This window comes from Streptomyces sp. NPDC052064 (genome assembly GCF_055585925.1).
The window spans coordinates 254,779-279,050 of record NZ_JBVJJE010000010.1 but is presented as its reverse complement, the minus strand read 5'-3'; the positions used below and the strand labels follow the sequence as shown (position 1 = coordinate 279,050).

The 24,272-nt window shown below is 72.8% G+C and carries 21 protein-coding genes, 1 pseudogene and 1 riboswitch; of the genes and pseudogenes, 15 read left to right on the top strand and 7 right to left on the bottom strand.

The window, feature by feature from the left end:
- Position 1: 1 nt before the first annotated feature.
- The 3 genes from ACZ6TU_RS27360 (at position 2) to ACZ6TU_RS27350 (ending at position 3,453) form a co-directional block, all read left to right on the top strand.
- Entirely contained in the window at positions 2-247 is a 246-nt protein-coding gene (locus ACZ6TU_RS27360; RefSeq protein ID WP_467676349.1) for a fibronectin type III-like domain-contianing protein, read from the top strand.
- A gap of 108 nt (positions 248-355) precedes the next feature.
- A complete protein-coding gene (locus ACZ6TU_RS27355; RefSeq protein WP_467676347.1) occupies positions 356-2,743 on the top strand; it encodes a phosphoketolase family protein in 2,388 nt (795 codons plus the stop codon).
- A 71-nt stretch (positions 2,744-2,814) separates the two neighbouring features.
- Positions 2,815-3,453: a DedA family protein gene (locus ACZ6TU_RS27350; protein ID WP_467676345.1), complete on the top strand. Its 639-nt coding sequence runs from the start codon at positions 2,815-2,817 to the stop codon at positions 3,451-3,453.
- 53 nt (positions 3,454-3,506) lie between these two features.
- Here ACZ6TU_RS27350 and ACZ6TU_RS27345 read toward each other — a convergent pair.
- Positions 3,507-4,033 (bottom strand): annotated as a pseudogene (locus ACZ6TU_RS27345) (gamma carbonic anhydrase family protein).
- Between the two features lie 111 nt (positions 4,034-4,144).
- Between ACZ6TU_RS27345 and ACZ6TU_RS27340 the strand changes: the two are divergent.
- Positions 4,145-4,939: an acyltransferase gene (locus ACZ6TU_RS27340; RefSeq protein ID WP_469551733.1), complete on the top strand. Its 795-nt coding sequence runs from the start codon at positions 4,145-4,147 to the stop codon at positions 4,937-4,939.
- 15 nt (positions 4,940-4,954) lie between these two features.
- Here the strand turns inward: ACZ6TU_RS27340 and ACZ6TU_RS27335 are convergent, their stop codons facing one another.
- Positions 4,955-5,812 (bottom strand): EamA family transporter, encoded by an 858-nt coding sequence (locus ACZ6TU_RS27335; RefSeq protein ID WP_469551731.1) that lies wholly within the window; start codon positions 5,810-5,812, stop codon positions 4,955-4,957.
- A 97-nt stretch (positions 5,813-5,909) separates the two neighbouring features.
- On the opposite strand from ACZ6TU_RS27335, the gene ACZ6TU_RS27330 reads away from it, so the two are divergent.
- Together ACZ6TU_RS27330 and ACZ6TU_RS27325 are read left to right on the top strand one after the other, a co-directional pair.
- Positions 5,910-6,482, top strand: a complete 573-nt coding sequence (locus tag ACZ6TU_RS27330) for an XRE family transcriptional regulator (RefSeq protein WP_020276045.1) — start codon at positions 5,910-5,912, stop codon at positions 6,480-6,482.
- A 43-nt stretch (positions 6,483-6,525) separates the two neighbouring features.
- On the top strand, positions 6,526-7,083 hold the full coding sequence (locus ACZ6TU_RS27325) for a YbaK/EbsC family protein (protein WP_467676339.1): 558 nt from the start codon (positions 6,526-6,528) through the stop codon (positions 7,081-7,083).
- 9 nt (positions 7,084-7,092) lie between these two features.
- On the opposite strand, the gene ACZ6TU_RS27320 is transcribed toward ACZ6TU_RS27325, so the two are convergent.
- On the bottom strand, positions 7,093-8,124 hold the full coding sequence (locus tag ACZ6TU_RS27320; RefSeq protein ID WP_469551727.1) for a cation diffusion facilitator family transporter: 1,032 nt from the start codon (positions 8,122-8,124) through the stop codon (positions 7,093-7,095).
- Between the two features lie 64 nt (positions 8,125-8,188).
- Between ACZ6TU_RS27320 and ACZ6TU_RS27315 the strand changes: the two genes are divergently transcribed.
- Positions 8,189-8,548 carry an ArsR/SmtB family transcription factor gene (locus ACZ6TU_RS27315; protein WP_467676335.1) on the top strand — a complete coding sequence of 120 codons (360 nt, stop codon included), beginning with the start codon at positions 8,189-8,191 and terminating at the stop codon, positions 8,546-8,548.
- 1 nt (position 8,549) lies between these two features.
- Here ACZ6TU_RS27315 and ACZ6TU_RS27310 read toward each other — a convergent pair whose 3' ends face one another.
- Entirely contained in the window at positions 8,550-9,773 is a 1,224-nt protein-coding gene (locus ACZ6TU_RS27310; RefSeq protein WP_467676333.1) for a 4-hydroxybenzoate 3-monooxygenase, read from the bottom strand.
- A 91-nt stretch (positions 9,774-9,864) separates the two neighbouring features.
- Here ACZ6TU_RS27310 and ACZ6TU_RS27305 point away from each other — a divergent pair, with 91 nt between their 5' ends.
- Both ACZ6TU_RS27305 and ACZ6TU_RS27300 read left to right on the top strand, forming a co-directional pair.
- Positions 9,865-10,395 carry a hypothetical protein gene (locus ACZ6TU_RS27305; protein WP_467676331.1) on the top strand — a complete coding sequence of 177 codons (531 nt, stop codon included), beginning with the start codon at positions 9,865-9,867 and terminating at the stop codon, positions 10,393-10,395.
- A complete protein-coding gene (locus ACZ6TU_RS27300) occupies positions 10,392-14,732 on the top strand; it encodes a hypothetical protein (protein ID WP_469551723.1) in 4,341 nt (1,446 codons plus the stop codon). Before ACZ6TU_RS27305 ends, ACZ6TU_RS27300 begins: the two co-directional genes overlap by 4 nt.
- 13 nt (positions 14,733-14,745) lie before the next feature.
- Here the strand turns inward: ACZ6TU_RS27300 and ACZ6TU_RS27295 are convergent, their stop codons facing one another.
- Positions 14,746-16,386, bottom strand: coding sequence for an APC family permease (locus tag ACZ6TU_RS27295; protein ID WP_467676327.1), 1,641 nt, complete (start codon positions 16,384-16,386; stop codon positions 14,746-14,748).
- Between the two features lie 176 nt (positions 16,387-16,562).
- A complete protein-coding gene (locus ACZ6TU_RS27290; protein ID WP_467676326.1) occupies positions 16,563-16,970 on the bottom strand; it encodes a CoA-binding protein in 408 nt (135 codons plus the stop codon).
- Between the two features lie 81 nt (positions 16,971-17,051).
- Positions 17,052-17,241, top strand: a riboswitch (cobalamin riboswitch).
- 69 nt (positions 17,242-17,310) lie between these two features.
- Between ACZ6TU_RS27290 and ACZ6TU_RS27285 the strand changes: the two genes are divergently transcribed.
- The 6 genes from ACZ6TU_RS27285 (at position 17,311) to ACZ6TU_RS27260 (ending at position 22,472) form a co-directional block, all read left to right on the top strand.
- Positions 17,311-18,330: an ABC transporter substrate-binding protein gene (locus tag ACZ6TU_RS27285; RefSeq protein WP_467676324.1), complete on the top strand. Its 1,020-nt coding sequence runs from the start codon at positions 17,311-17,313 to the stop codon at positions 18,328-18,330.
- On the top strand, positions 18,327-19,340 hold the full coding sequence (locus ACZ6TU_RS27280; protein ID WP_467676322.1) for a FecCD family ABC transporter permease: 1,014 nt from the start codon (positions 18,327-18,329) through the stop codon (positions 19,338-19,340). Before ACZ6TU_RS27285 ends, ACZ6TU_RS27280 begins: the two co-directional genes overlap by 4 nt.
- Positions 19,337-20,137 carry an ABC transporter ATP-binding protein gene (locus tag ACZ6TU_RS27275; RefSeq protein ID WP_467676320.1) on the top strand — a complete coding sequence of 267 codons (801 nt, stop codon included), beginning with the start codon at positions 19,337-19,339 and terminating at the stop codon, positions 20,135-20,137. The genes ACZ6TU_RS27280 and ACZ6TU_RS27275 overlap by 4 nt, the downstream gene beginning before the upstream one ends.
- A gap of 368 nt (positions 20,138-20,505) precedes the next feature.
- The gene (locus ACZ6TU_RS27270) at positions 20,506-21,279 is read left to right on the top strand and encodes a hypothetical protein (protein ID WP_467676318.1); all 774 of its coding nucleotides are present in this window, start codon (positions 20,506-20,508) and stop codon (positions 21,277-21,279) included.
- Positions 21,276-21,818 (top strand): SixA phosphatase family protein, encoded by a 543-nt coding sequence (locus ACZ6TU_RS27265; RefSeq protein ID WP_469551716.1) that lies wholly within the window; start codon positions 21,276-21,278, stop codon positions 21,816-21,818. Before ACZ6TU_RS27270 ends, ACZ6TU_RS27265 begins: the two co-directional genes overlap by 4 nt.
- Before the next feature lie 27 nt (positions 21,819-21,845).
- Entirely contained in the window at positions 21,846-22,472 is a 627-nt protein-coding gene (locus tag ACZ6TU_RS27260) for a YigZ family protein (RefSeq protein ID WP_467676314.1), read from the top strand.
- 184 nt (positions 22,473-22,656) lie between these two features.
- Here ACZ6TU_RS27260 and ACZ6TU_RS27255 read toward each other — a convergent pair whose 3' ends face one another.
- Complete coding sequence (locus ACZ6TU_RS27255) at positions 22,657-24,249, bottom strand: MFS transporter (protein WP_469551711.1); 1,593 nt, start codon at positions 24,247-24,249, stop codon at positions 22,657-22,659.
- Positions 24,250-24,272 lie beyond the last annotated feature (23 nt).

Sequence of the window (24,272 nt, the reverse complement as noted above, 5' to 3'; positions counted from 1 at the left end):
GGTGTACGCGGGACCCTCCCCGGACCTGCTGCTCGACCAGCCGGTCCGCGTGCCGGCCGGGTACCGGTCGCTCACCCTGCGGGCCGGGGAACAGCGGCGGGTCGCCGTGCGCGTCGAGACGCGGGCCCTGTCCTCCTGGGACCCGAAGGATCACGACCGGGTGCTCGGGACCGGCCCGCGCACCCTGTGGATCGGGGCGTCGTCACGGGATCCGCGGCTGCGGACGTGCGTACGGATGGGCGGCTGACACGGTGCGTACGGAACAGCGGGTGACACGGGCCGGGAGGCGCCTGGCATCGAACCGGAACAAACTGGTACTCCTCCTGAGGCCGTCGCAGAACCCAGGGAGTCACTCATGCCCCAGGCCCCGCGCCAGGACAGCAGCACGCAACCGACCGACGAGGAACTGCGCACGCTGGACGCCCACTGGCGGGCCGCCAACTACCTGGCGGCCGGTCAGATCTACTTGCTGGCGAACCCCCTGCTGACGGAGCCGCTGCGGCCCGAGCACATCAAGCCGCGGCTGCTGGGCCACTGGGGCACCTCGCCCGGGCTCAACCTCGTCCACACGCACCTCAACCGGGTGATCAAGAACCGCGCGCTGGACGCGCTGTGCATCTGGGGCCCGGGCCACGGCGGCCCGTCGGTGCTGGCCAACTCCTGGCTGGAGGGCAGCTACAGCGAGAAGTACCCGGACGTGACGCGGGACGCGCAGGGCATGGAGCTGCTGCTGCGGCAGTTCTCGTTCCCCGGTGGCGTGCCCAGCCACGTCGCCCCGGAGGTGCCCGGCTCGATCCACGAGGGCGGCGAACTCGGCTACTCCCTCGCCCATGCCTACGGCGCCGCTCTCGACCACCCCGGCCTGCTGGTCGCCTGCGTGATCGGCGACGGCGAGGCGGAGACCGGCCCGCTGGCCGGATCCTGGCACGCCAACAAGTTCCTCGACCCCGTCCACGACGGTGCCGTCCTGCCGATCCTGCACCTCAACGGCTACAAGATCGCCAACCCGACCGTGCTCGCCCGCCTCCCCGAGTCCGAGCTCGACGCGCTCCTGCGTGGCTACGGCCACGAGCCGATCCACGTCAGCGGCGACGACCCGGCCGCCGTCCACCGCTCGATGGCCCAGGCGATGGACACCGCGCTCGACCGCATCGCCGAGGCCCAGCGCGCCGCCCGCGAGGAGGGCGTGACCGAGCGCCCGCACTGGCCGGTGATCGTGCTGCGCACCCCGAAGGGCTGGACCGGCCCGGCCGAGGTGGACGGCGAACCGGTCGAGGGGACCTGGCGCTCTCACCAGGTGCCGCTGGCCGGCGTCCGTGACAACCCGGATCACCTGCGGCAACTGGAGGCCTGGCTGCGCTCCTACCGGCCCGAGGAACTGTTCGACACCGAGGGCCGGCCGGTCGCGGACGTCCTCGCCTGCGTGCCCGAGGGCAGCAGGCGACTGGGCGCCACCCCGTACGCCAACGGGGGGCTGCTCGTCCGCGATCTGCCGGTCCCGTCCCTGGACGACTTCGCCGTCCCCGTCGACAAGCCGGGCACCACCCTGCACGAGCCCACGCGGGTCCTCGGCGACCTCCTGGCCCAGGTCATGCGGGACACCGCCGGCCGTCGTGACTTCCGACTGGTCGGCCCGGACGAGACCGCCTCCAACCGGCTCCAGGCCGTCTACGACGCCAGCGGCAAGGCCTGGCAGGCCGAGACCCTCGACGTCGACGAGCACCTCGACCGGCACGGCCGGGTGATGGAGGTCCTCTCCGAGCACCTCTGCCAGGGCTGGCTGGAGGGCTATCTGCTCACCGGCCGGCACGGCCTGTTCTCCTGCTACGAGGCGTTCGTGCACATCGTCGACTCGATGGTCAACCAGCACATCAAATGGCTGCGCACCTCCCGGCGACTGCCGTGGCGCGCCCCCATCGCCTCCCTCAACTACCTGCTGACCTCCCACGTGTGGCGACAGGACCACAACGGCTTCTCCCACCAGGATCCCGGCTTCGTCGACCACGTCCTCAACAAGAGCCCCGAGGTCGTCCGGGTCTACCTTCCGCCGGACGCCAACACCCTGCTGTCCGTCGCGGACCACGTCCTGCGCAGCCGCGACTACGTCAACGTGGTCGTGGCCGGCAAGCAGCCCTGCTTCGACTGGCTGTCGATGGACGAGGCCCGCGTCCACTGCGCCCGTGGCGCCGGTATCTGGGAATGGGCCGGCACCGAGGACGGCTCCCGCGAACCCGACGTGGTGCTGGCCTGCGCCGGTGACGTCCCCACCCAGGAGATCCTGGCCGCCGCGCACCTGCTGCGCCGGCACCTGCCCGAGCTGTCGGTCCGCGTGGTGAACGTCGTCGACCTCGCCCGGCTGCTGCCCCGGGAGGAACACCCGCACGGCATGAACGACTTCGAGTACGACGGCCTCTTCACCGTGGACAAGCCGGTGATCTTCGCCTACCACGGCTACCCGTGGCTGATCCACCGCCTGGCCTACCGCCGCGCCGGCCACCAGCACCTGCACGTGCGCGGCTACAAGGAGGCCGGCACCACCACCACGCCCTTCGACATGGTCGTCCGCAACGACCTCGACCGCTACCGCCTCGTCATGGACGTCATCGACCGCGTCCCGGGTCTCGCGGTGCGCGCCACGGCCGTACGCCAGCGCATGGCCGACGCCCGCACCCGTCACCACGCCTGGATCCGTGAGCACGGCACCGACCTGCCCGAGGTCGCCGAGTGGAACTGGAACGCCTGAGCCGCGGGGGACGTCTTGCCACCCGGTAGGCTTCCCGTGCTCGCAGGGAAGCACAGGGAAAGGATCCGGCGTTGCACGTCCAGGAGTGGCTCGAAACCGTACCCGCGGTGGCCGTCTACGCACTGGTGGGACTGGTCATCGGCCTGGAAAGCCTGGGCATCCCGCTGCCGGGCGAGATCATCCTGGTCTCCTCCGCGCTGCTGGCCTCCCAGCACGGCCACATCGACCCCGTCGTCCTCGGCGCCAGCGCCACGGCCGGCGCGATCATCGGCGACTCGATCGGCTATGCCATCGGTCGCAAGGGCGGCCGCCCCCTGCTGGCCTGGCTGGGCAAGAAGTTCCCCAAGCACTTCAGCGAGGGCCATATCGCCACGGCCGAGCGCTCCTTCGAGAAGTGGGGCATGTGGGCCGTCTTCTTCGGCCGCTTCGTCGCCCTCCTCCGCATCTTCGCGGGCCCCCTCGCCGGTGTGCTCCACATGCCGTACTGGAAGTTCCTCATCGCCAACGTCCTCGGCGGCATCCTCTGGGCAGGCGGCACGACAGCGGTCATCTACTACGTAGGCATCGTCGCCGAGGCCTGGCTGAAGCGCTTCTCGTGGCTGGGCCTGGTAGCGGCGGTCCTCATCGGCCTGACGTCGATGCTGGTCCTCAAGCGCAAGGCGAAGAAGGCGGGCGAGAACCGGGAAGCGGCAGAACAGCAGGCGTTCTAGGGGCGCGGGGAACCGCGCGACGAGGCCCCACGGCCCCGCACCCGCCGAACAACCTACGCATGCACCTCGCGATGCGCCTTGGCCGACTCGGCATACATCGTGCCGTTGAGGGTGACCCCCTGCCGCTCCTCCTCCGACAGCTCCCGCCGAACCCTGGCAGGCACTCCCGCCACCAGCGACCCGGGCGGCACGACCATGCCCTGCGGTACCAGCGCCTGGGCGGCAACAAGGGACCCGGCCCCGATCACCGCCCCGTTCAGCACCGTCGCCCCCATCCCGATCAGGCAGTCGTCCTCGACGGTCGCCCCGTGCACCACGGCGTTGTGACCGATGCTGACCCGCTCACCCACCGTCACAGGAAACCCCGGGTCGGCATGAAGGGTGCAGTTGTCCTGGACATTGCTGCTCGCACCGACCGAGATCGCCTCGACGTCACCGCGCAGCACGGCCCCGTACCAGACACTCGCCCCCGCCCCCAGCGTCACACTCCCGATCACCGACGCCGTCGGCGCCACGAACGCCGTCTCGTCGATCTCCGGCTCCCTGCCCCCATCCCCGTGATCATCGCCCGCTGTCCCATGCCAGCCTCCCGAAAACGTCGTAGACAACCCGCACCGTACGCCACCTGGTAGGGCGAAGATCACAGGCCTCCGACGCCGCGGGGTGAGCTACCGCTGAGTACCGTGACCTCGTGCCGAAGCGCAAGAACACGTTCTCATCCTGGCGGCGCGGCCTCGCGCAGCGCGCCGTCCACGCGGGTTGGGCCTGGGTGCAACGCACGGGCTCCGTGACCGCCGAACATCCCGGGCGCTACCGGTTCGGCGCGATGGGAACAGGTACCAGACTCGCCTTCCCGCTCGGCACGGTCTTCGGTGAAGCCTGGATCCACCTCGGCGCCCACTGCATCATCGGCGAGCAGGTCACCCTCACCGCGGGCCTGATGCCCGACCTCGACCTCGGCCCCGACGCGATCCTGCGTATCGGCGACGGCGTCGTCCTGGGCCGCGGCAGTCACGTCATCGCGGACACGACGGTCACCATCGGCAGCGACTGCTACTTCGGTCCGTACGTCTACGTCACGTCCACGAATCACTCCTACGACGATCCGCACGAGCCCATCGGCAAGCAGTGGCCGCGGATGGAGCCGGTGGAGATCGGGCCCGGCTGCTGGATCGGCACGGGCGCGGTGATCCTGCCGGGTGCCCGGATCGGGCGGAACGTGGTGGTGGCCGCGGGCGCGGTCGTCCGGGGCTCGGTGCCCGACCACGCCGTGGTGGCGGGCGCGCCGGCGCGCGTCGTACGGCGCTGGACACCGGCCGACGGCTGGCAGCCGCCGCTGCGTACCCCGCCGCCGGTGCCGATCCCGGAGGGCGTCACGCCCGAGCAGCTGCGCGCCCTGTCGGACCTGGACGAGGAGACGGCGGCCCGGCTCGCCGAGCTGGACGAGACGGCGGCCGGAGTGGCCGAGCTGGAGCCGGGATCCTGAACTGCCCCGGCCGGCTCAGCCCGACGCCAGCAGAACCGTGCCCACCAGGGCCAGCCCCGCACCCGCGGCCTGCACCGCCCGCAGCCGTTCGCGGAGTACACCGCGCGCGGCCACGGCGGTCACCATCGGGTAGAGCGAGGCGAGCACGGCGGCGACGGTGACCGGGCCGTGCTGCGCGGCGATCGAGTACGTGCCGTTCGCGGCGACGTCCGCGAGGCCGACGAAGGCCAGTGCCGGCAGGGAGCGCCACGGGAAGCCGTCCGCCGGAAGGGCGGGCGCCCCGCGGCGCACCGACACGTGCAGAGCCAGTCCGCCGGCGGCGACATTCGTCACCCGCTGCACGAACAGGGCGAGGAACAGCCCGGTCAGCGTGGTCGACGCCTCGGCGATCAGGGCCATCACCGCGCCGAAGCCGAAGGCCGCGAGGAGGGTCAGGGCGATGGCCTGGCGCTGGACGGGCGCGCCGCGGAACTGGGGACCGCCGGCCAGACAGACACCGGCGACGGCGACCAGGATGCCGAGGAACTGAAGCAGGCCGGGGCGCTCGCCCAGCACCAGGCCCACACCGACCGGCACGGCCACCCCGATCGATCCCAGCGGCGAGACCACCCCCATCGGGCCCAGCGCGAGCGCCTTGTAGAAGGCGAGCATCGCCACCGGCCCGACCAGACCGGCGGCCACGGCGAACCACAGCTGCGGCCCCGCCTCGCTCCAGCCGCCGGTCGCCACCACGACCACGCCCAGCACGGCCACCGCGATCGACTGCGAGATCACGACCACTGTCAGCGCGGGCGTGCGCCGGGTCAGCAGTCCGCCGCCGAAGTCGGCCAGTCCCCACAGCAGGCTGGTGGCCAGGGCGAAGAGCGCTGTCATGGGTCGGATGCCTCGCAGTACAGTTCGGTGAACGATCAGGTCAACCACACCGTAGTGCAGCCTGTTGCACTATGTCATACAGAATATTGGACGGAATGTGTCGGACCTCGACCTGCTGACCCAGTCCCTGGCGCGCAGCGTCAAGCACTGGCGCGCGGTGCGCGGCTTCACCCTGGACGTGCTCGCCGCCCGGGCAGGCGTCAGCCGCGGCATGCTCATCCAGATCGAGCAGGCCCGCACCAACCCCAGTCTCGGCACCGTCGTCAAGATCGGCGACGCGCTCGGCGTCAGCATCACCACCCTCCTCGACTACGAGCAGGGCCCGAAGGTCCGCATCGTCCCCGCCGAGCAGGCCGTGCGGCTGTGGCACACCGAGGCCGGCAGCTACAACCGGCTGCTCGCGGGCACCGAGGCGCCCGGCCCGCTGGAGATGTGGGACTGGCGGCTCATGCCCGGCGAGAGCAGCGCGTCCGACCCACACCCCGCCGGCACCATGGAGCTGCTGCACGTCACGGCCGGGGAGCTGACGCTCACCGTCGACGGCGTGGAGCACCGCGTCCCCGCCGGCGCGAGTGTGTCCTTCGAGGCCAACCTCCCGCACACGTACGGCAACACCGGTGACGTGCCGCTGGAGATGATGATGGCCGTCTCGGTGCCGCCCGTGACCTGAGACGCCCGGTCCGAGAGCGGCCCGGTGTTGTTAGCGTGCCGCCATGCGCGCACCCATCGGACACTTCGACGACGCCCGTCCGGCCCCCGCCTGCCTCGACGAGCTCACCGGCCCGGTCGCCGACGCCGTACGCCACTGGCACGGCAGCGTCCCCGCCGACCAGATCCTCTACGTCGACACCGACCCGCAGTGGGCCGACACCGCCACCTTCGTGGAGCACTACGGCCGTGACCTGCTGGAGCGGTCCGCGAACTGCGTGGTCGTCGCGGGCAAGCGTGGTGGCGAGTCCGCGCTCGCCGCGTGTGTGGTGCTGTCCACCACCCGGGTCGACGTCAACGGCGTCGTACGCCGCCAACTCGGCGCCCGCAAGGCCTCGTTCGCCGCGATGGACACGGCGACCGGGGAGACCGGCATGGAGTACGGCGGCATCACCCCGCTCGGACTGCCCGGCGGCTGGCCCGTGCTGGTGGACGCGGCCGTCGTCGACCTGTCGTACGTGCTGGTCGGCAGCGGCCGGCGGCGCGGCAAGCTGCTGGTGCCGGGCAAGGCGTTCGCGGAACTGCCGGGCGCGGTGGTGCTGGAGGGGCTGGGGGTCGCCTGAGGGCAGGTCCTACGCCACCGCGTGGTGGGCCAGCGGCAGGTGTGGGTCGGCCTCGCCCGGGGCCGGTTCCGGGTCGGCGTGGACCAGGGCCGCGGTGAGGCGGGGCACGGCGTGCAGCAGGGCGTGCTCGGCGTCGACGGCGATGCGGTGGGCCTGGCGTACCGTCACGTCACCGTCCACCACGACCGCGACCTCGGCGCGCAGCCGGTGACCGATCCAGCGCAGTCGCAGCTCGCCGACCCCGCGCACCCCGGCGACCTCGGTCAGCGCTCGCTCGGCCCGGTCCACCAGGGCCGGGTCGACCGCGTCCATCACCCGGCGGAACACCTCCCGCGCGGCGTCCCGCAGTACCAGCGCGATCGCCGCCGTGATCGCCAGCCCGACGATCGGGTCGGCCAGTTGCCAGCCCAGGGCCGATCCGCCGGCGCCCAGCAGCACGGCCAGTGAGGTGAAGCCGTCGGTGCGGGCGTGCAGTCCGTCGGCGACCAGCGCGGCCGAGCCGATCGCGCGGCCGACGCGGATGCGGTAGCGGGCCACCCACTCGTTGCCCGCGAAACCGACGAGGGCTGCCACGGCGACCGCCGGGACGTGCTGGACCGGGCGCGGGTCGAGGAGACGGTCGATCGCCGTCCATCCGGCGAAGACCGCCGACGCGGCGATCGTCAGCACGATCACCAGGCCCGCCAGGTCCTCGGCCCGCCCGTAGCCGTAGGTGAAGCGCCGGGTGGCCGCGCGCCGGCCCAGCACGAAGGCGATGCCGAGCGGCACGGCGGTCAGCGCGTCCGCGGCGTTGTGCACGGTGTCCCCGAGCAGCGCCACCGAGCCGGAGGCGACCACCACGACCGCCTGCGCCAGCGCCGTCACGCCGAGCACCGCGAGCGAGACCCACAGCGCCCGCATGCCACGGGCCGAGGACTCCAGGGCGGAGTCGACCTTGTCGCCCGTCTCGTGGGAGTGCGGGGTGAGGCGATGGCGCAGGCCGGTGGGGGCGTGGGGGTGCGGATGCTCGTGCCTGTGCCCGTGGTCGTGCCGGTCGCTCACGTGGTTCCCCTTCCGGTGTGCGCGGGAGTGGACGCGTGGACGCCCACGACGCCATTATGTGCGTATGAGCGCACGCATGCACCTGTCACCTGCGCACGATGCGCACCCGCGCACCCCGGGCGAGGAACAGTTCGCGCTCGCCGCCGAACTCCTCGCCCTGCTCGGCGACCGCACCCGCCTCGTCCTGCTGCACGAGCTGGCCGGGCAAGAGGCCGACGTCACCACCCTCACGCAGGCGTGCGGGGCGGCGCGCCCGGCCGTCAGCCAGCACCTGGCGCGGCTGCGCCTGGCGGGTCTGGTGACCACGCGCAAGGAGGGCCGCCGGGTGATCTACTCACTGCGGGACGGCCATCTGCGCCGCCTCGTGGACGAGGCGCTGAACGTGGCCGATCACCGGCTGAGTGACCGGCCCCCGCACGACTGAGTCAGTACTGGGCGCCCGTCCCCAGGTACTGCTCCGCGAAGGCGGCGGCCGCCGAGGGCGAGGTGAACAGGCGGCGCAGCCGGGCGAGCGTGGTGCCCGCGCGGAACGGGTCGCCCGCCGCCGAGCCGTGGTACAGCTCGGACAGCCACTGCGAGAACTCCTGGTAGTCCCACACGCGCCGCAGGCACGCCTCCGAGTAGCCGTTCAGCCCGCTGCCGTCGCCCGTGCGGAGGTGGGCGACCAGCGCGTCACCGAGCAGGAAGGCGTCGTGCAGGGCCAGGTTCATGCCCTTGGCGGCGATCGGGGCGACGAGGTGGGCCGCGTCACCGGCCAGGAAGAGCCGCCCGAACACCATCGGCTCGACGACGTAGTCGTGCATGTCCAGCACGCGCTTCTCGATCAGCGGCCCCTCCGTCAGCGGCGGCACACCCGCCCCGCCGAGCCGCCGCTGGAGTTCCGCCCAGACACGCTCGTGCGGCCAGTTCTCCGGATCGTCGCCCGGTGGGCACTGGAGGTAGTAGCGCGTCACCTCGGGGCCGCGGGCCATGTGCCCGGCGAACCCGTCCGGGTGGCAGCCGAACAGCACGCAGTCGGAGGACGGCGGCGCCTCGGCGAGCAGCGCCAGCCAGCCGATGCCGTAGTCGTGCCGCGCGAGGCGCGCCCGCTGTGGCGGCAGCGAGGCCCGCGTCGCCCCGCGCGCCCCGTCGCAGCCGGCGACGAAGTCGCACCGCACCAGCTGACGCCGGCCCGTCTCGGGGCAGGTGTACGACACCGACGGCCGGTCGGAGTCGATGTCGTGCACCCGCACGTCCCGGACACCGAAGCGGATCTCGCCGCCGCGCACGTCGGCGTACTCACGCACCAGATCCGTCACCAGCAACGGCTGCGGGTAGACGAAGTGATGACATCCCGTGAGTTCGCCGTACGGGAACCGGTACCGCTCCCCGCCGAAGCGGAACTCGCACGCGGTGTGCAACTGCGCCCGGTCCAGCAGGTTCCGCGCGAGGCCCCGCTTCTCCAGGCCGCGTACGGCCCATTCCTCGATGACTCCGGCCCTGGGTCGCTGTTCGATGAACTCCCGGGTCTCGGTCTCCAGGACCAGGCAGTCCACGGACGCGGCCCGCAGGATGTTGCCGACGGTCAGCCCCGCGGGCCCGGCGCCCACGACGACGACCCGAACGCGGTGCGGGGGCGACGATTCGGTGAGGGGGGCTGTCGAAGTCACTCGCGCATTATGTCGACCCGCGCCCTGAACGAGGAGAGTGCCGCAGCGGTAGTGTGGACGGCCCTGACGACAGCGAGGATCGGTTGCCGCCATGACGGATCTGCTCCCCCTGGCGGCGCTGTCCGCCGCGGCCCTCACCGAGGGCGTCAGATTCCTCTACGACCAGGCGGGCGAGCTGCTCAGAGCCCGCCGTGAACGCCGCGCGGAGCAGTCCGCCGCGGACACCCCGGCCGTCGTCGCCGAACCGGCCGTCCTGCCCGCGGCCGACCCCGCCGCTGTGGAGCGGTTCTCCGGGGAACTGCGCGCGCTGCGCGCCGATCTGCACGAAGTCGCCTCCGGAGTCGACGCGATCGACCCGTCGGACGAAGCGCTGGTCCGGCGCGTCGACGCCCTGCGCCGCGTCCTCGAGGCCGTGTACGGCATCGCCGTGACGTTCGACGGAGAGACAGGAGCGCAGGACGCACCGCGCACCCACGGGCGGATCGACGTCGACGCCGTCGCCGGCTACGTCGCGGCGGTCCGGGCCGACCGGCCCTCCGGGTGGATCAGGGGCGACGTCCGGGCCGGGCGGGTCGAGGCGGGCGGCGAGGCGATCGGCGTCGACCTCCGCGACCAGCGGTGACGGCCCCGGCCACGGGCACCGGCGGCAACGGTCCCGGGCTGCTCTTCCAGGACCTGATCACGGACCGCGCCACGGCGTTCGTACCGCGCCCCTGGCTGGCCGGCGACATCGAGCGGTGCCTGTCGGAAGCCACCACACGCATCGTGCTCGTCACGGGCGAACCGGGGGCGGGCAAGACCAGCCTGCTCGCCGGCCTGGCCCGCGCTCACCCCGAGTGGCAGCACTACTTCATCCGCAAGGACAGCCGGACCGCGCTCGCCGGCAGCGACCTCCAGTCGTTCCTGCTCACCATCGGTCACCAACTGGCACGTGACCGGCCGGAGTTGTTCGAGCCGCAGCGGCTGGAGGTCACCGTCGACCAGCGCATCGGGACGGTGGAGGCGGGAGCCAGGGCGGTCGGCATCCGCATCGACGACCTGCGTGCCTCCCCGTTCCACCGGGCCGCGTCCCTGCGCGTCGAGCAGGACATCCTCCGGGTGTCGGGCAGCGCCGTGGGCGTCGAGATCGGGACCGCGACCGTGGAGCCGCGACTGCTCGAACCGGGGGTCCTCGCCCACCTGGCGCTGATCGGTCCGGCGCAGGTGCTGCTGTCCGACGCGCCGGACGAGCGGATCGTGCTCCTCGTCGACGCCCTCGACGAGGGCGCCCACGAACCCGGCGCGACCCTGCTGGACTGGCTCGCCACGGGCCCGCAACTCCCGGCGAACGTACGGGTCGTCGTCACCTCGCGCCCGCACGCCGCGCTCGACCGGCTCCGCTCCGCCCGCGGCGGGAGCCTCGCCGAGATCACCATCGACCCGCTGTCGCCGCAGGTGCGGGACGACCTGCTCACCTACGCCGACCAGGAACTGGCCTCGGAGACGGCCGCGAAGGCGCTGCGCGCGAACGGACGCGACCCGGTGGAGTTCGCCCGGGCACTCGTGCGGCAGGCGAGCGGCAACTTCCTGTACGTGGCGATGTATCTGCGGGCCCTGCGCCAGGCGATCGACGAGGACGACGCACCGCTCACCGCCCGCCTGACCAACGCCGACGCCGTTCCGGACGGACTCCACGGCCTCTACGCGTTCTTCGTCGAAACCGCGCGCACGGACCTCGAACGCCTCGGCATGCTCGACATCAGCGACCCCCTGACCCCCACCGACCTGGTCACTCCCGCCTGGGAGGGAGCCGCCCAGCCCCTCCTCGGCGTCCTGATCGTCGCGCGCGAGCCACTGACCCCCGAACAGTTGCGCACGCTGGCCGGGATCCGGGTCTGGCCGCGTGCCGTTCGCTCGGTGCTGGGCCGGATCCGCTGGCTGTTATCCGTCCGGGACGGCCGGTACGCCTTCTACCACCCGTCCGTCGCCCAGTTCCTCACGGACCCACAGGTCGCCCGCGAGCACCCCGACTGGGGCGTCGCCGAACAGGAGTGGCACGAGCGCATCGTGCGCCACTACCGCGCCGGGGCACCGTCCTGGACGGACGTCGACTGGCCGGCGGTGGACCGGTACGGCCTGGCCCACCTCGCCCACCACCTCGTACAGTGCCGGCCCGCGGTCGCCGCCGAGGTGCCGGACCTGGTGTGCCCGGGGCTGCGCCTGGCCGGCCGGGCCGCGTTCGGCTCCGACCGGTACTTCACCAGGGTCGTCGAGACGGCCGCCGGCCACCTGCTCGACGGCGCTCTCACACCGTCGGACACCCCCACGGTGCTCTTCCTGGCCACCGTACGGCGCCAGTTACGGCGGGCGACCTCCATGGCGGCGCCCGCCGTGTACGGCCTGCTGGCCCGGCTCGGCCGGGTCGACGAGGCCATGACGCGGCTCGGCGCGCTGGCGCCGTCCGGGCAGCAGGTGGCCGCCCTGCTCGAGGTGCACCGCCACACCGCGCATCCGGTGCGTCGGGCGGCCGTGCGCGAACTGCTGGGCGAGGCCGCGTCCGTGGCGCCGCTCGACCCTCACGGCTTGGCGCGGGGTTCCGTGGAGGAGGCGGCACGCAGGATCGCTCCCCATGACCTGCGGCTGGCCCTTCATCTCTGGGAGCGGGCCCAGCGCGAGGCCTGGAAACCGGCTCCGCCCGACGACGTGCTGCGTGCCGCGGCCGACGAGGCCGACCACGGCGACGCCATCGAACTCGTGGCGGGGATGAGCTCCGGGCGTTCCGGCGCCTACCTCGACCTCGCGGACCGGGCCCACGGCGGTGACCGGGAAGAACTGCTGGCGTGGACCGGGCGCGCCCTGCGCCACGCCGCTCCCGCGGAACGGCTGACGTCCCTCGTACGCCTCGCCGGCACCCTGCGGGCCACCCGACCCGAGCACGCCGACCGCCTCGCCGAGCAGGCCCTGCGCGAACTGGCCACAGTCTGGACCGGGGAGGACGCCGCGCTCACCCAGGCGGTGGCCGAGGCGGCCGAACACGCCGCGGGAGCGTACCCGGCGCTGTCGCGAGAACTGCTGCGCCGTCTGGACACCGTGGAGGTGACGGGCCTGGTCGACGACGCCTTCTTACACGCCGCACGCGTCCGGGCGGCCCTCGGCGACATCCGCGCCGCGCACCGGCTGATCGACCGGGTCCTGGGCTTCAGTAACGGCGTCTGGTACGCGAACAAGGCCGCGAAGGTACTCGCCGCCTTCGACGGCGAGGCGGCGACGGCGGTGATCGACGCCGCCTGCGCCCGGGTTCCCCCCGAGCCGTCGTCGCGGGACATGCTCAGCCGGCTTCAACACGAGGGGGACCTGAAGACTCTCGCCGAGGCCCTGGCCGGCCGCGCCCCGGAGCAAGCCGTGGCCTACGCCCGCGCGATCGCCGGCACCGAGTGGCAGCCGCCCTTCAAGGACCGCTACTCGGCCCTCGCGCTCGTCGCCCACCGGCGCGCCGACGCAGGCGACCTGGCCATGGCCCGCTCGATCCTGGACGAGGCGCTGCACGCCGCCGAGGAGGTACCGCCCGTGGCCGACCCGCCGCTGTGGGGCTTCTACCACCTGGCGGGAGAAGGCGGTGGCGTGGCCCGGGGGAACGCCGTCAGCGACCCCGTGGCCGAGATCCCGATAGTGATGAACCACACCAACGACTGGCAGCGGCTCGTCGAACAGCGTTTCTACAGCGACCCGTCGGACGTCCTGCGCGCCATGACGCCCAGCACCTGGTCGGTCGGCCACCCGTACTCCTGGGCCCGTACGATCCGCTGCTTCGCCGAGGCCGTCGCCGTACGGGACCTGGACCGCGCCCGGACGCTCGTGCACGCCCTGACCGATCCCGGCGAGCGGGTCGTGGGACTCGCCGGACTCTTCGGGATCGCCGCCGCCGGAGCGGACCGGACGGCGGCCGACCGGCTGTGGGCCGAGTTCGGACAGGCGTACGCCGTGATACCCCGGTACGAGTGGAACCTGCCGCGGCAGCAGGACGGGCCCCTGGCCTATGTGCGCCCCGACCACCGCAGCAGATTCGAGGCCGCGGTGCGGCTCCTGCCGTGGGAGGCCGACCCGGCCATGGCCTTCCTCGGCGCCGACGGCACCCCGTACCTGCTGTCCATGTTCCACTTCGCCTTCGGCGCCGACGCCTCCCGCCGCTACGCGTTCGACGTGATGGACGGCCGGCAGCCCTACCCGCCGTTCGCCCACACGCACCGCTCCCTGCTCGGGATGCCGCCGGACGTCCACGGGCCGCTGCTCACCGGCGTGATGCTTGCCCCGGCCATCGTCAACGAGCACCTCGCGACCGCGTCCGGCGCGCCCCCGGCCGTCGAGTCCCCGCCGGTCCTGGAGGACGAGCTGTACGCGGCCTACGTGGACATGGCTCTCCTCGGCCCGCAGGCGGGCGCCGCACGGGTGCGGCCGCTGCTGGACTCGCCGAGGCTTCCGGCCGTGGCGGCGCTGGTGGCCCGCGCGGCCGAGATCCACGGTGCGGGCCACCCGGTCGCGGCCGAGCTGTGCGCCGACGTCGTGGCCGCGGCCGAGCGGTCCGAACCCGCCCAGCACGTGGTGACGTTGCTGCAACTGGCCCGGTCCCCGGCCACGGCCGGCCTGGTCGACGCGGAGGACCTGCTGGAGCGGACGCTCGCCCTCTCCGACGATCCCTGGGAACGCGTGGAGCGTGACGAGGCGCTGCGCGAGCTGTTCGCCATCCTCTTGGGCGGGTCTCCCGGGACCGCGCTGCGGCTGCTGTACGACCGGACCGCGGACGGCTGGGCCATGGTGACGGCGATGCTGGAGAACGCCGTCGCCCCGCTCCTCGAGGCCCTGGGACCGGACGCTCCGCTGCTGCTCCACCGGGCCCTGCGGCGTGCCGTGGCCTGCGTGTCGGCGCGGGGCCGCACGGACGTGCCGTCGATCGACGGTGTCCGTACGGCCCTCGGCGACTGACCGGGAGAGGCGATCAGTGTGCGGGCGCCTCGATGACGGCCACCTCCTCGATGCTCCGCTCGATGTCCTCGGGCCGGGACGCGCAGGCCCGGGCCCAGTAGTAGATCGCCAGGGAGAAGACGGCGACGACCACGATGTCCCACCACAGTGCGATGTGGCCCTGCCCGCCGAAACCGCCCTGCCAGGAGATGACGCCCATGCCCAGCAGGTAGACGGGCAGCCACCGCGCGGCCTTCCAGTCCAGCCGGGGCGCGTCGGGCAGACCCTTGCGCGTGGCGTACCAGGCGTAGCCGCCGAGCAGGACGTAGCCGAGGACGATCGCCACGCCGAGCCGCCACAGGGTGTCCCAGGTGGACCAGTAGATGATCAGGTTGGCCACGACGAACGACAGCGGCGAGAGAACCTTCCCGCCGGGCAGGCGGTAGGGGCGCTCGTGGTGCGGCAGCCGGTCGGCGAAGACGCCGTACGCCAGCGGGGCGCCCGCGTACATCAGGACGCTCGCCGAGGTGATGAAGCTGACCAGCTGCTGCCAGCTCGGGAACGGCAGGAAGCAGATCACGCCGGTCACGAAGGCGACGACCAGACCGAACCACGGCACGCCGCGGGCGTCGGTGCGGGCGAAGACCTTCGGCGCGTAGCCGTTCCTGGCCAGGCCGTAGGAGACACGCGAGGTGGCCGTGGTGTAGATCAGGCCGGTGCCGCCCGGGGAGACCACCGCGTCCAGGTACAGCACCACACTCAGCCAGCCGAGACCCACCAGCGTGGCCAGCCCCGCCCAGGGTCCGCTGATCCCCGCGTAGTCCAGCTTGGCCCAGCCGTGCGCGAAGGAGCTCAGCGGCAGCGCGCCGATGAAGACCACCTGGAGCAGGACGTAGATGACCGCGCCGATGGCGACCGAGCCGATCGTCGCCCGCGGCAGGTCACGCCTCGGGTCGCGGCTCTCGCCGGCCAGCTGGATCGCCTGCTCGAAGCCCAGCAGGGCGAAGATGATGCCGCTGGAACTGACGGCGCTCAGCACGCCCTTGGCGCCGAACGGGGCGAAGCCGTGCTCGGTGAGGTTGCCCGGGTGGAAGTTCCCGGCCGCGATGACGAAGATCGCGACCAGGGGGACGGCCACCTTCCACCAGGTGGCGGCGCTGTTGGTGTGCGCCAGGACCCGCACGCCGAGGAAGTTGATCACGACGAACACGGCCATGAGGACCACGGCGACGACGAACCCGCTCGTCGTCAGCGTCCCGTCCTTGGCATGCTGGAAACCCTGCGCCCAGTGCCAGTGCCCCGCGTAGCCGATCATGGCCTCGACCTCGATCGGCGCCACCGTCGCCGCCTGGAGCCAGGAGAACCAGCCGAAGGACATGCCGGCCAGCCCGCCGAACGCGTAGTGCGGATAGCGAGCCGTGCCGCCCGCGACCGGGAACATGCCCCCGAGTTCCGCGTGCACCAGAGCCAGCAGCACGATCGCCACCGCGCCGATGATCCACGAGAGAATTGCCGCGGGACCGGCGGCCACGGCAGCTTTCTCGGCTCCGTACAGCCAACCGGAGCCGATGATGGAACCGACCGACGCCCACATGAGCCCGATCAGCCCGACGTCCCGCCGCAAACCGCTCGGGTTGCCCTTCACCCCCGGTACTGCCTGGTCGACGCTTACCATATTCTTAGGGGCCTCTCATAAAATGAACACAAGCGTTCAGTGAGCAAGAGGCCGTCAGGCTAGGAATCAATTGGCGTCGGGCAGAAGGCTGTTGCCAGGCATTTGACCGGACGCGGGGATTTCCTGGAAAGGAGTTCAGGAATTCTGTACCCGGCAATGGGGGATTCGTTGAGGTCCTAGCCCAGTCGCGGAATCTCGATCGCCGGGCAGCGGTCCATCACCATCTCCAGACCCGCGGCGCGGGTCCGGTCGTACGCCGCCTCGTCCAGGACCCCGAGCTGGAACCAGACGCCCTTGGCGCCCTTGGCGACCGCCTCGTCCGCGACCGCTCCCGCGAGGTCGCTGTTCACGAACACGTCGACGACGTCCACGTCGAAGGGAATGTCCGCCAGCGTCGCGTACCCCTGCTCGCCATGCACCGTCTCCGCCTTGGGGTGCACGGGCACGACGCGCTTGCCGTAGCGCTGGAGCACCTCGGCCACGCCGTAGGCCGCGCGCCGCTGGTTCGACGACAGGCCCACCACGGCCCAGGTGTCGCCGAGCTCGGTGAGAATCCTGCGGACCGTTGCCTCGTCGCCGTACACCGGTGGCCTCCTGGAGGGTCGCGGAAGAACTGTTGTCCGCACAACGACGTACGGTGCGCGGTGATTCCCCCGCGCCCTCCGTGATAGCTTGCCGAGGCCAGTCGAACCCATGTACGTGGGTCAGGGAATCCGGTGCGAATCCGGAACTGACGCGCAGCGGTGAGGGGGACGGGCGGGGCCTCGGCCACTGGACGGTTTTGCTGCCGTCCGGGAAGGCGCTCCGACCCGGGTGAACCCGAGTCCGAAGACCTGCTGGCGGCCCCCGCGGCCGTTCGCGGCGGGGGAGCACCGTACGACCGGGCTCCGCGATCGAGCCCTCGACGACTGAGGACTGGTTTCCGTGCCCCTCGCCCGACCTGCCCGTGCCGCCGTCCTGCTCGCGGCCGGCTCCCTGCTCCTGACCGGCTGCGGCGACACCGGGCCCACGGGTGTGAAGGCTGCCGCCGTCAGCCTCGACAACTGCGGCAGCACCGTACGGGTCGACGCCCCGCCGAAGCGGGCCGTCTCCCTCAACCAGGGCACCACCGAGATCCTGCTCTCCCTCGGCCTCGCCGACCGCCTCGCGGGCACGGCCACCTGGACCGACCCCGTGATGAAGGGGCTGGCGAAGGCCAACGCCAAAGTGCCGCGCATCGCCGACAACAACCCGTCCTTCGAACGGGTCCTGGACGCCGACCCCGACTTCGTCGCGGCGTCCTTCGTCTCCACCCTCGGCAAGGGCGGCGTCGCCACCCGCGAGCAGTTCGAGAAGCTCGGCGTGCCCACGTACGTCTCCCCGTCGGACTGCGCCGGCAAGGACAACTCCGGGGGCGGCGACGGCGCGCGTGACAAGGCGCTGGGCATCGACACGGTCTATGGCGAAGTACGCGACCTGGCGACCGTGTTCGGGGTGAAGGAACGGGGCGACAGGCTGGTGGCCTCCCTCCAGCGGCGCACGGCGAAGGCCACGCAGGGCATCGACGCCTCCGACGTCACCCTCCTGTACTGGTTCGCCAACTCGGAGTCCCCCTACATGGCGGGCTGTTGCGGAGCGCCCGGCATCATCACCCGGGCCCTCGGCGCGAAGAACGTCTTCGACGACACGCACGAGGAGTGGCCGCAGATCAACTGGGAGACGGTCGCCGACCGCGACCCCGACGTCCTCGTCATCGGCGACCTGACCCGCAAGTCGCAGACCGCCGAGTCGGCCGCGAAGAAGATCGCCTTCCTGGAGTCCAACCCGGCCACCAGGAACATGGACGCGGTCAAGCACAAGCGGTACGTGCTGCTCAGCGGGCAGGCCATGAATCCGACCATCCGCACGGTCGAGGGCGTGGAACAGGTCGCCGCCGGGCTGCGCGAGTTCGGACTCGTGAAGTGACCGTCCGCGGGCCCGCGCTCGGTGTTGCGGGCGCCCTGCTGCTGGCCGTCTCCCTGGCCCTGGCCATCACCGTCGGCCCGGCCGACATCCGGGTCGCGGACGTCTGGTCCGCCGTCGCGGCCCACCTCGGGCTCGGCAGCTCGGACCTGACGCCGATCCGCGACGGGATCGTCTGGCAGCTGCGGCTGCCGCGCACCCTGCTCGCGGCCGTGTGCGGGGCCGGACTGGCCGTGTGCGGGGCGGTGATGCAGTCGCTGCTGCGCAACCCGCTCGCCGACCCGTTCGTGCTCGGGGTGTCCTCCGGCGCCTCCACCGGCGCGGTCGTGGTCGTCGTCCTGGGGGTGGGCGGCGGTGCCGTCTCGGTGTCCGCGGGTGCCTTCCTCGGCGCCCTGGTCTCCTTTGCGCTGGTGCTGCTGCTCAGCCACACCCTCGGCGGCACCACCGACCGGGTCGTCCTCGCGGGCGTCGCCGCCATGCAGCTCTTCTCCGCGCTCACCTCCTTCGTCGTGATGACCGCAGCCGACGCGGAGACGACCCGGGGCGTGCTGTTCTGGCTCCTCGGCTCGCTCGCCGGCGCGGGCTGGACCGACGTGTGGCTGTGCCTGGCCGTCCTGGCCGTGACGCTGGTGGTGTGCCTGTCGTACGCCCGTACCCTCGACGCCTTCGCCTTCGGGCAGGACGCGGCGGCCGCGCTCGGGGTGTCCGTGGCCCGCACCCGCCTGGTGCTGCTGTGCGTCACGGCCCTGCTCACGGCGGCGCTGGTCAGCTCGGCCGGGGCGATCGGCTTCGTCGGGCTGGTCCTGCCGCACGCCGCGCGGGCCCTGGCCGGTCCCGGGCATGTCCGGCTGCTGCCGGTCACCGCGCTCGCCGGTGCGGTGTTCCTGGTGTGGGTGGACACGCTCGCCCGGACGGTCCTGGATCCGCAGGAGGTGCCGGTGGGAGTCGTGACGTCGCTGATCGGGGTGCCGGCGTTCGTGGCGGTGCTGTACCGGACACGGAGCGTGCGGTGAGCGAGGTGGGGGCGGCGGGGAGCGGTGCCGGGCTGCGGGCCGAGCGGGTCGGTCGCCGGGCCGGCGGGCGCCTCATCCTCGACGGTGTCGTCCTCGCGCCGGAGCCCGGCTCCACCGTCGGCGTCCTCGGCCCCAACGGCTCCGGCAAGTCCACGTTGCTGCGGCTGCTGGCCGGGTTGCTCACGCCGACCGCCGGAGTCGTCACCCTCGACGGCACGCCGCTGGGCGACCTGCCTCGGCGTACGGTCGCCCGCCGTCTCGCCGTGGTCGAGCAACAGGCCGACACGCAGGTCGAGTTGACGGTCGCGGACGTCGTGCGGCTCGGCCGCGTGCCGCACCGCCGGGCCTGGACGCCGACGTCGCCGGACGACGAGCGTGCGGTGCGCGGCGCCCTGGAGCGCACCGGCCTCGCCGACCGTGCCGACCAGCCCTGGAACACCCTCTCGGGCGGCGAACGCCAGCGGGTGCAGATCGCCCGCGCGCTGGCCCAGGAACCCCGCGAGCTCCTTCTGGACGAGCCCACCAACCACCTCGACATCCACCACCAGCTCGATCTGCTCGCCCTGGTCACCGGCCTGCCGGTCACCACCGTCATCGCCCTGCACGACCTCAACCTCGCGGCGATGTACTGCGACCGGGTCGTCGTCCTGAGCGCGGGGAGGGTGGTGGCGGGTGGCACTCCGGGAGATGTCCTGACGGAGGAACTCATCGCCGAGGTGTACGGGGTGCGGGCCGCCGTCAGCCGTGAGGGCTCCGGGCAGCGGCCTCATGTGCGCTTCCTGGGGACGTTGGGCTGAGCGCGCGGTGGGCGATTCGCGCCAGGGTGGTCTGAGCGGCTGATGTGTCGTGGGTGGGGGTATTCCCGCCATGGTGGCCTGGCCCGACGGGCGTGTCGTCGGTGGGGTGCCTCCGGCAGGGTGGCCTGACCGACCGGAGTGTCATTGGCCGGGCGGTTCCCGCCATGGTGGCCTGGCCCGACGGGCGTGTCGTCGGTGGGGTGCCTCCGGCAGGGTGGCCTGACCGACCGGCGCGCCGTTGTCGGGGTGATTCCCGCCGCGGTGGCTTGGTCCGTCCGGCACGCCATTGGTGGGGTGTTCCCGCCACGGTGGCCGGAAAAAGCCGCACATGCCTGCGTGGGCGCGCCCACCCGTCCTACGCTCGCCTCGTGCTGCGCATCATCGACGCCCGTGCCGGCGAGCCGGTCGACGCCGCCCCGGCCCGCCGGGGCCTGACCCGTGTCGAGGTGCACGCGCCCGGCTCCGACACGACGAATCTGCGGGTGCTGCTCGTGGCGGACCTGCTCGTGCGGGCGCTGGAGCTCGGCGGCACACCGGTGTGGGCGCTGCTGACCGGCGGACGCCGGCAGGCGGAGCTGCGAGCGGACGCCGCGGCCCTCGGCATCCGCCCCTTCGAGGACAGCCCCGACGTCAGCGCCGGACTGGGCGAGGCCCAGGTCGTCCATGTCGCCGCCGAAGGTGCGGCGGCGCCCGACGGAGTGCGGATCGCTGTCGCGCCTGTGGAGGCGACGGGGCCGGACGCGTCGGGTGGAGAGCGGCGGGAAGCCGGGACGTCGGAGGGCTCCGGCCGGCTGAGCGGCGTGGATCCCACGGTCCTGCGCCTCGCCCTGCTCACCCGGCACCACAACGCTCCCGTCCGGCTGGATGCGGGCGTCCTCGACGAGGCCCGCGCCACTCTCGCCCGCTGGCGCGGTGCGGTCGCCCGTTGGGCCCGGCGGCCTTCGCGGCCCGTTCCCGACGACGTGCGCGGGCGGTTGCGCGAAGCCTGGGAGGACGATCTGGACGTGCCCCGGGTACTGGACGAGCTGCGGCGCGTGGAGAACGAGCCGGACCTGCCGGACGGCGCCCGTTTCGAGACGTACGCCTACGCCGACCGGCTCCTCGGCCTGGAGCTCACCCGCGACCTGGGAGCCCCGTCATGATCGAGCGCGCCGGAGCGGGCCCGCTGCGCCGCCTGGTCGTGCTGCGGCACGCCAAGTCCGCATGGCCCCTGGACGTCGCCGACCACGAGCGCCCGCTCGCCCCGCGCGGCCGCCGGGACGCCCCCGCGGCCGGGCATGCCCTGGCGGAGGCCGACTGCCTGCCGGACCTCGCGCTGTGCTCCACCGCCGAACGCGCCCGCCGGACCTGGGAGCTGGCCGCCGCCGAGTGGGGCACGCCCCCGCCGGTCCGGTACGACCGGCGCCTGTACGCCGCGAGCCCCGCCGGTCTGCTGGCCGTCGTGCACGAGGTGTCCGCCGAGGTGGAGACGCTGCTGCTGATCGGGCACAACCCGGGCCTGGAGGAACTGGTCCTGGCGCTCGCCGGTGACGGCCTCGACGACACCCTGGAGCGGGTCCGCACCAAGTTCCCGACGTCGGCCATCGCCGTACTGTCCTGGTACGGCGCGACCTGGCGGGCCCTCAACCCCGGCACCGCGCTGCTCACCTCCATGACCGTGCCCCGGGGCGCGAAGAAGTAGCCCCGGGCCCGCGCATAGGCTGGCCGGATGCAGGACGAATACCGCACGGTCGCCCGCGCCGGCGTGCACGAGACCGAGGTCAACCGCTCCCGCTTCCTGTGCGCCCTCGCCCCGGCGGCCACCGAGCAGGAGGCGCAGGACTTCATCGCCACGGTCCGCAAGGAGCACGCCGACGCGAGCCACAACTGCTGGGCCTACGTCATCGGCGCCGACGCCTCCGTCCAGAAGGCGAGCGACGACGGCGAACCCGGCGGCACCGCCGGTGTCCCCATGCTCCAGATGCTGCTGCGCCGCGACATGCGGTACGTCGTCGCCGTCGTCACCCGCTACTTCGGCGGGGTCAAGCTCGGCGCGGGCGGGCTCATCCGGGCGTACGGCGGAGCGGTCGGCGAGGCCCTGGACACCCTCGGCACGCGCACCCGCCGCCGGTTCCGGCTGGTCACGGTCACCGTCGACCACCAGCGGGCCGGCAAGCTGGAGAACGACTTGCGTACCAGCGGGCGCGAGGTGCGCGACGTGCGCTACGGGGAGGCGGTCACGATCGACATCGCACTGCCGGACGCCGACGTGGACGCCTTCCGGGCGTGGCTCGCCGACGCGACCGCCGGAACGGCCGGCTTCGAACCGGGCGGGGAGGCGTACGGCGACGCCTGACGTGCGGTCAGCCACGTGCGCGGCGCCCGGGAGCCGGCCCGTCGGGCGGCAGTGCCGGTGGAGCGGGGCGGCGGCCCGCAGCGCACCTCCGAGGCCGTTGCGCACTCGAACGCGCTCCGCCCCCTCGGCCGAACAGGCGAAGGGGCGGAGCGGTGGACGCCGGACCGTCTGCCGCGGACGGTGGCTATCGGCCGGTGTCGGTGCCGGAGGGCTCCTCCATGTGTTCGGCGCGGTCGGTGGGGCCTTGGCCGCCCTCGGCATGCGCACCCCCCGAGACTTCCTCGCTCGCGGGGACGCGGCCCAGCCGGACGGCGAGCAGTGCCGTGCCGACGGCGAGTGCCGCGAGGACGTAGGCGGTGAGGTCGAAGGCCTCCGCGAAGTCGGCCAAGCCGGTGTCCGGACCCGGCGCCTGGGGATTGGTACCCAGGAAGCCGCGGTACAGGGCCCCGATGACGGCTACCCCGAAGGCCATGCCCGCCTGCGTGACGGTGTTCAGCACACCCGATCCGGCGCCCGCGTCGTCCGGGTGGACCCGGGAGAGGACGGTGTCCACCAGGGGCGCGACGACCAGGCCCTGCCCGAAGCCGGAGACCCCCATCACCGCCGCGAGCCCGATCGCCTGGTTCGTGTTCTCCAGGCCGGTCACGGCGGGCACCGCGGCGAGACCGGCCGCCATGACCAGGCCGCCCGCCACCGACACCCCGATACCGAACCGCGCGGCGAGCCTGCGGCAGGCCGCGGAGGCGGCGATGAACCCGAGGCCGAGCGGAACGAAGACCATGCTCGCGGCCAGGGGCGTCAGCCGGAGGCCCGACTGGAGGTGGTAGGTGAGAACCAGGAACAGCCCGGCGTTGCCGGAGAAGAACAGCAGCACGGTGCCCATGCTGAGCGGGAAGCCCTTGGCCCGCAGCAGCCGGCTCGGCAGCAGTGGGTCGTTGCCCCGGGACTCCGCCCGGCGCTCCCACCGCAGGAAGGCCATGGTGCCTACCGCGCTGAGGGCGAAGCAGACGTATGTCCACCAGGGCCAGCCGTGTTCACCGCCGAGGATCAGCGGGATGAGCACGAGAGGCAGCAGCACGGCGGTGAAGACGGCGCCGGCGATGTCGAGTCGCGGCAGATCGGCGCTGTGGCTCTCGGCGATGGCGGGCACGGCCGCGCACAGGATCGCCGCGCCGATCGGCACGTTGATCAGGAAGATCATGCGCCAGCCGAGACCGGCCACGTCGAGGTCGAGCAGCAGACCACCGCCGACCAGGCCGGCGATGACACCCGCGCCGATGGAGGCACCGTAGGCGCCGACGGCACGAGCGCGGTCGCGTTCGTGCACGAAGACGGCCCGGATGAGCGAGAGCACCTGCGGTGTCATCACCGCGGCCGACAGTCCCTGGAGCACCCGGGCCGCGATCAGGGTGGCCGGGCCGGGCGCGAGCGCGCACAGCAGGGACGTCAGGGTGAAGGTGGCCACGCCGTACTGGAAGGTGCGCTTGCGGCCGATCCGGTCGCCGAGCCGGCCGCCGGTCACCATGCCCGCTGCGTAGGCGATCACATAACCGTCGATCACGAACTGGAGTTGGCCGAACCCGGCGTTCAGGTCCGCCTGGATCCCCGGGGCCGCGACGTTCACGATGAACATGTCGATCTGGCTCATGAACATCGCGAGCAGGACCACGGTGAGTCCCGCCCAGTCCCGCCCGGTGGCCCGGGGAGGGCCGGTCGCGCCGGCGGCCCCGGCATCGGCTTCTGCCGTCGGGCTCGCCTTCCGTGTCTTTGTGCGCATATCACCACTCGGTTTCGAACGTG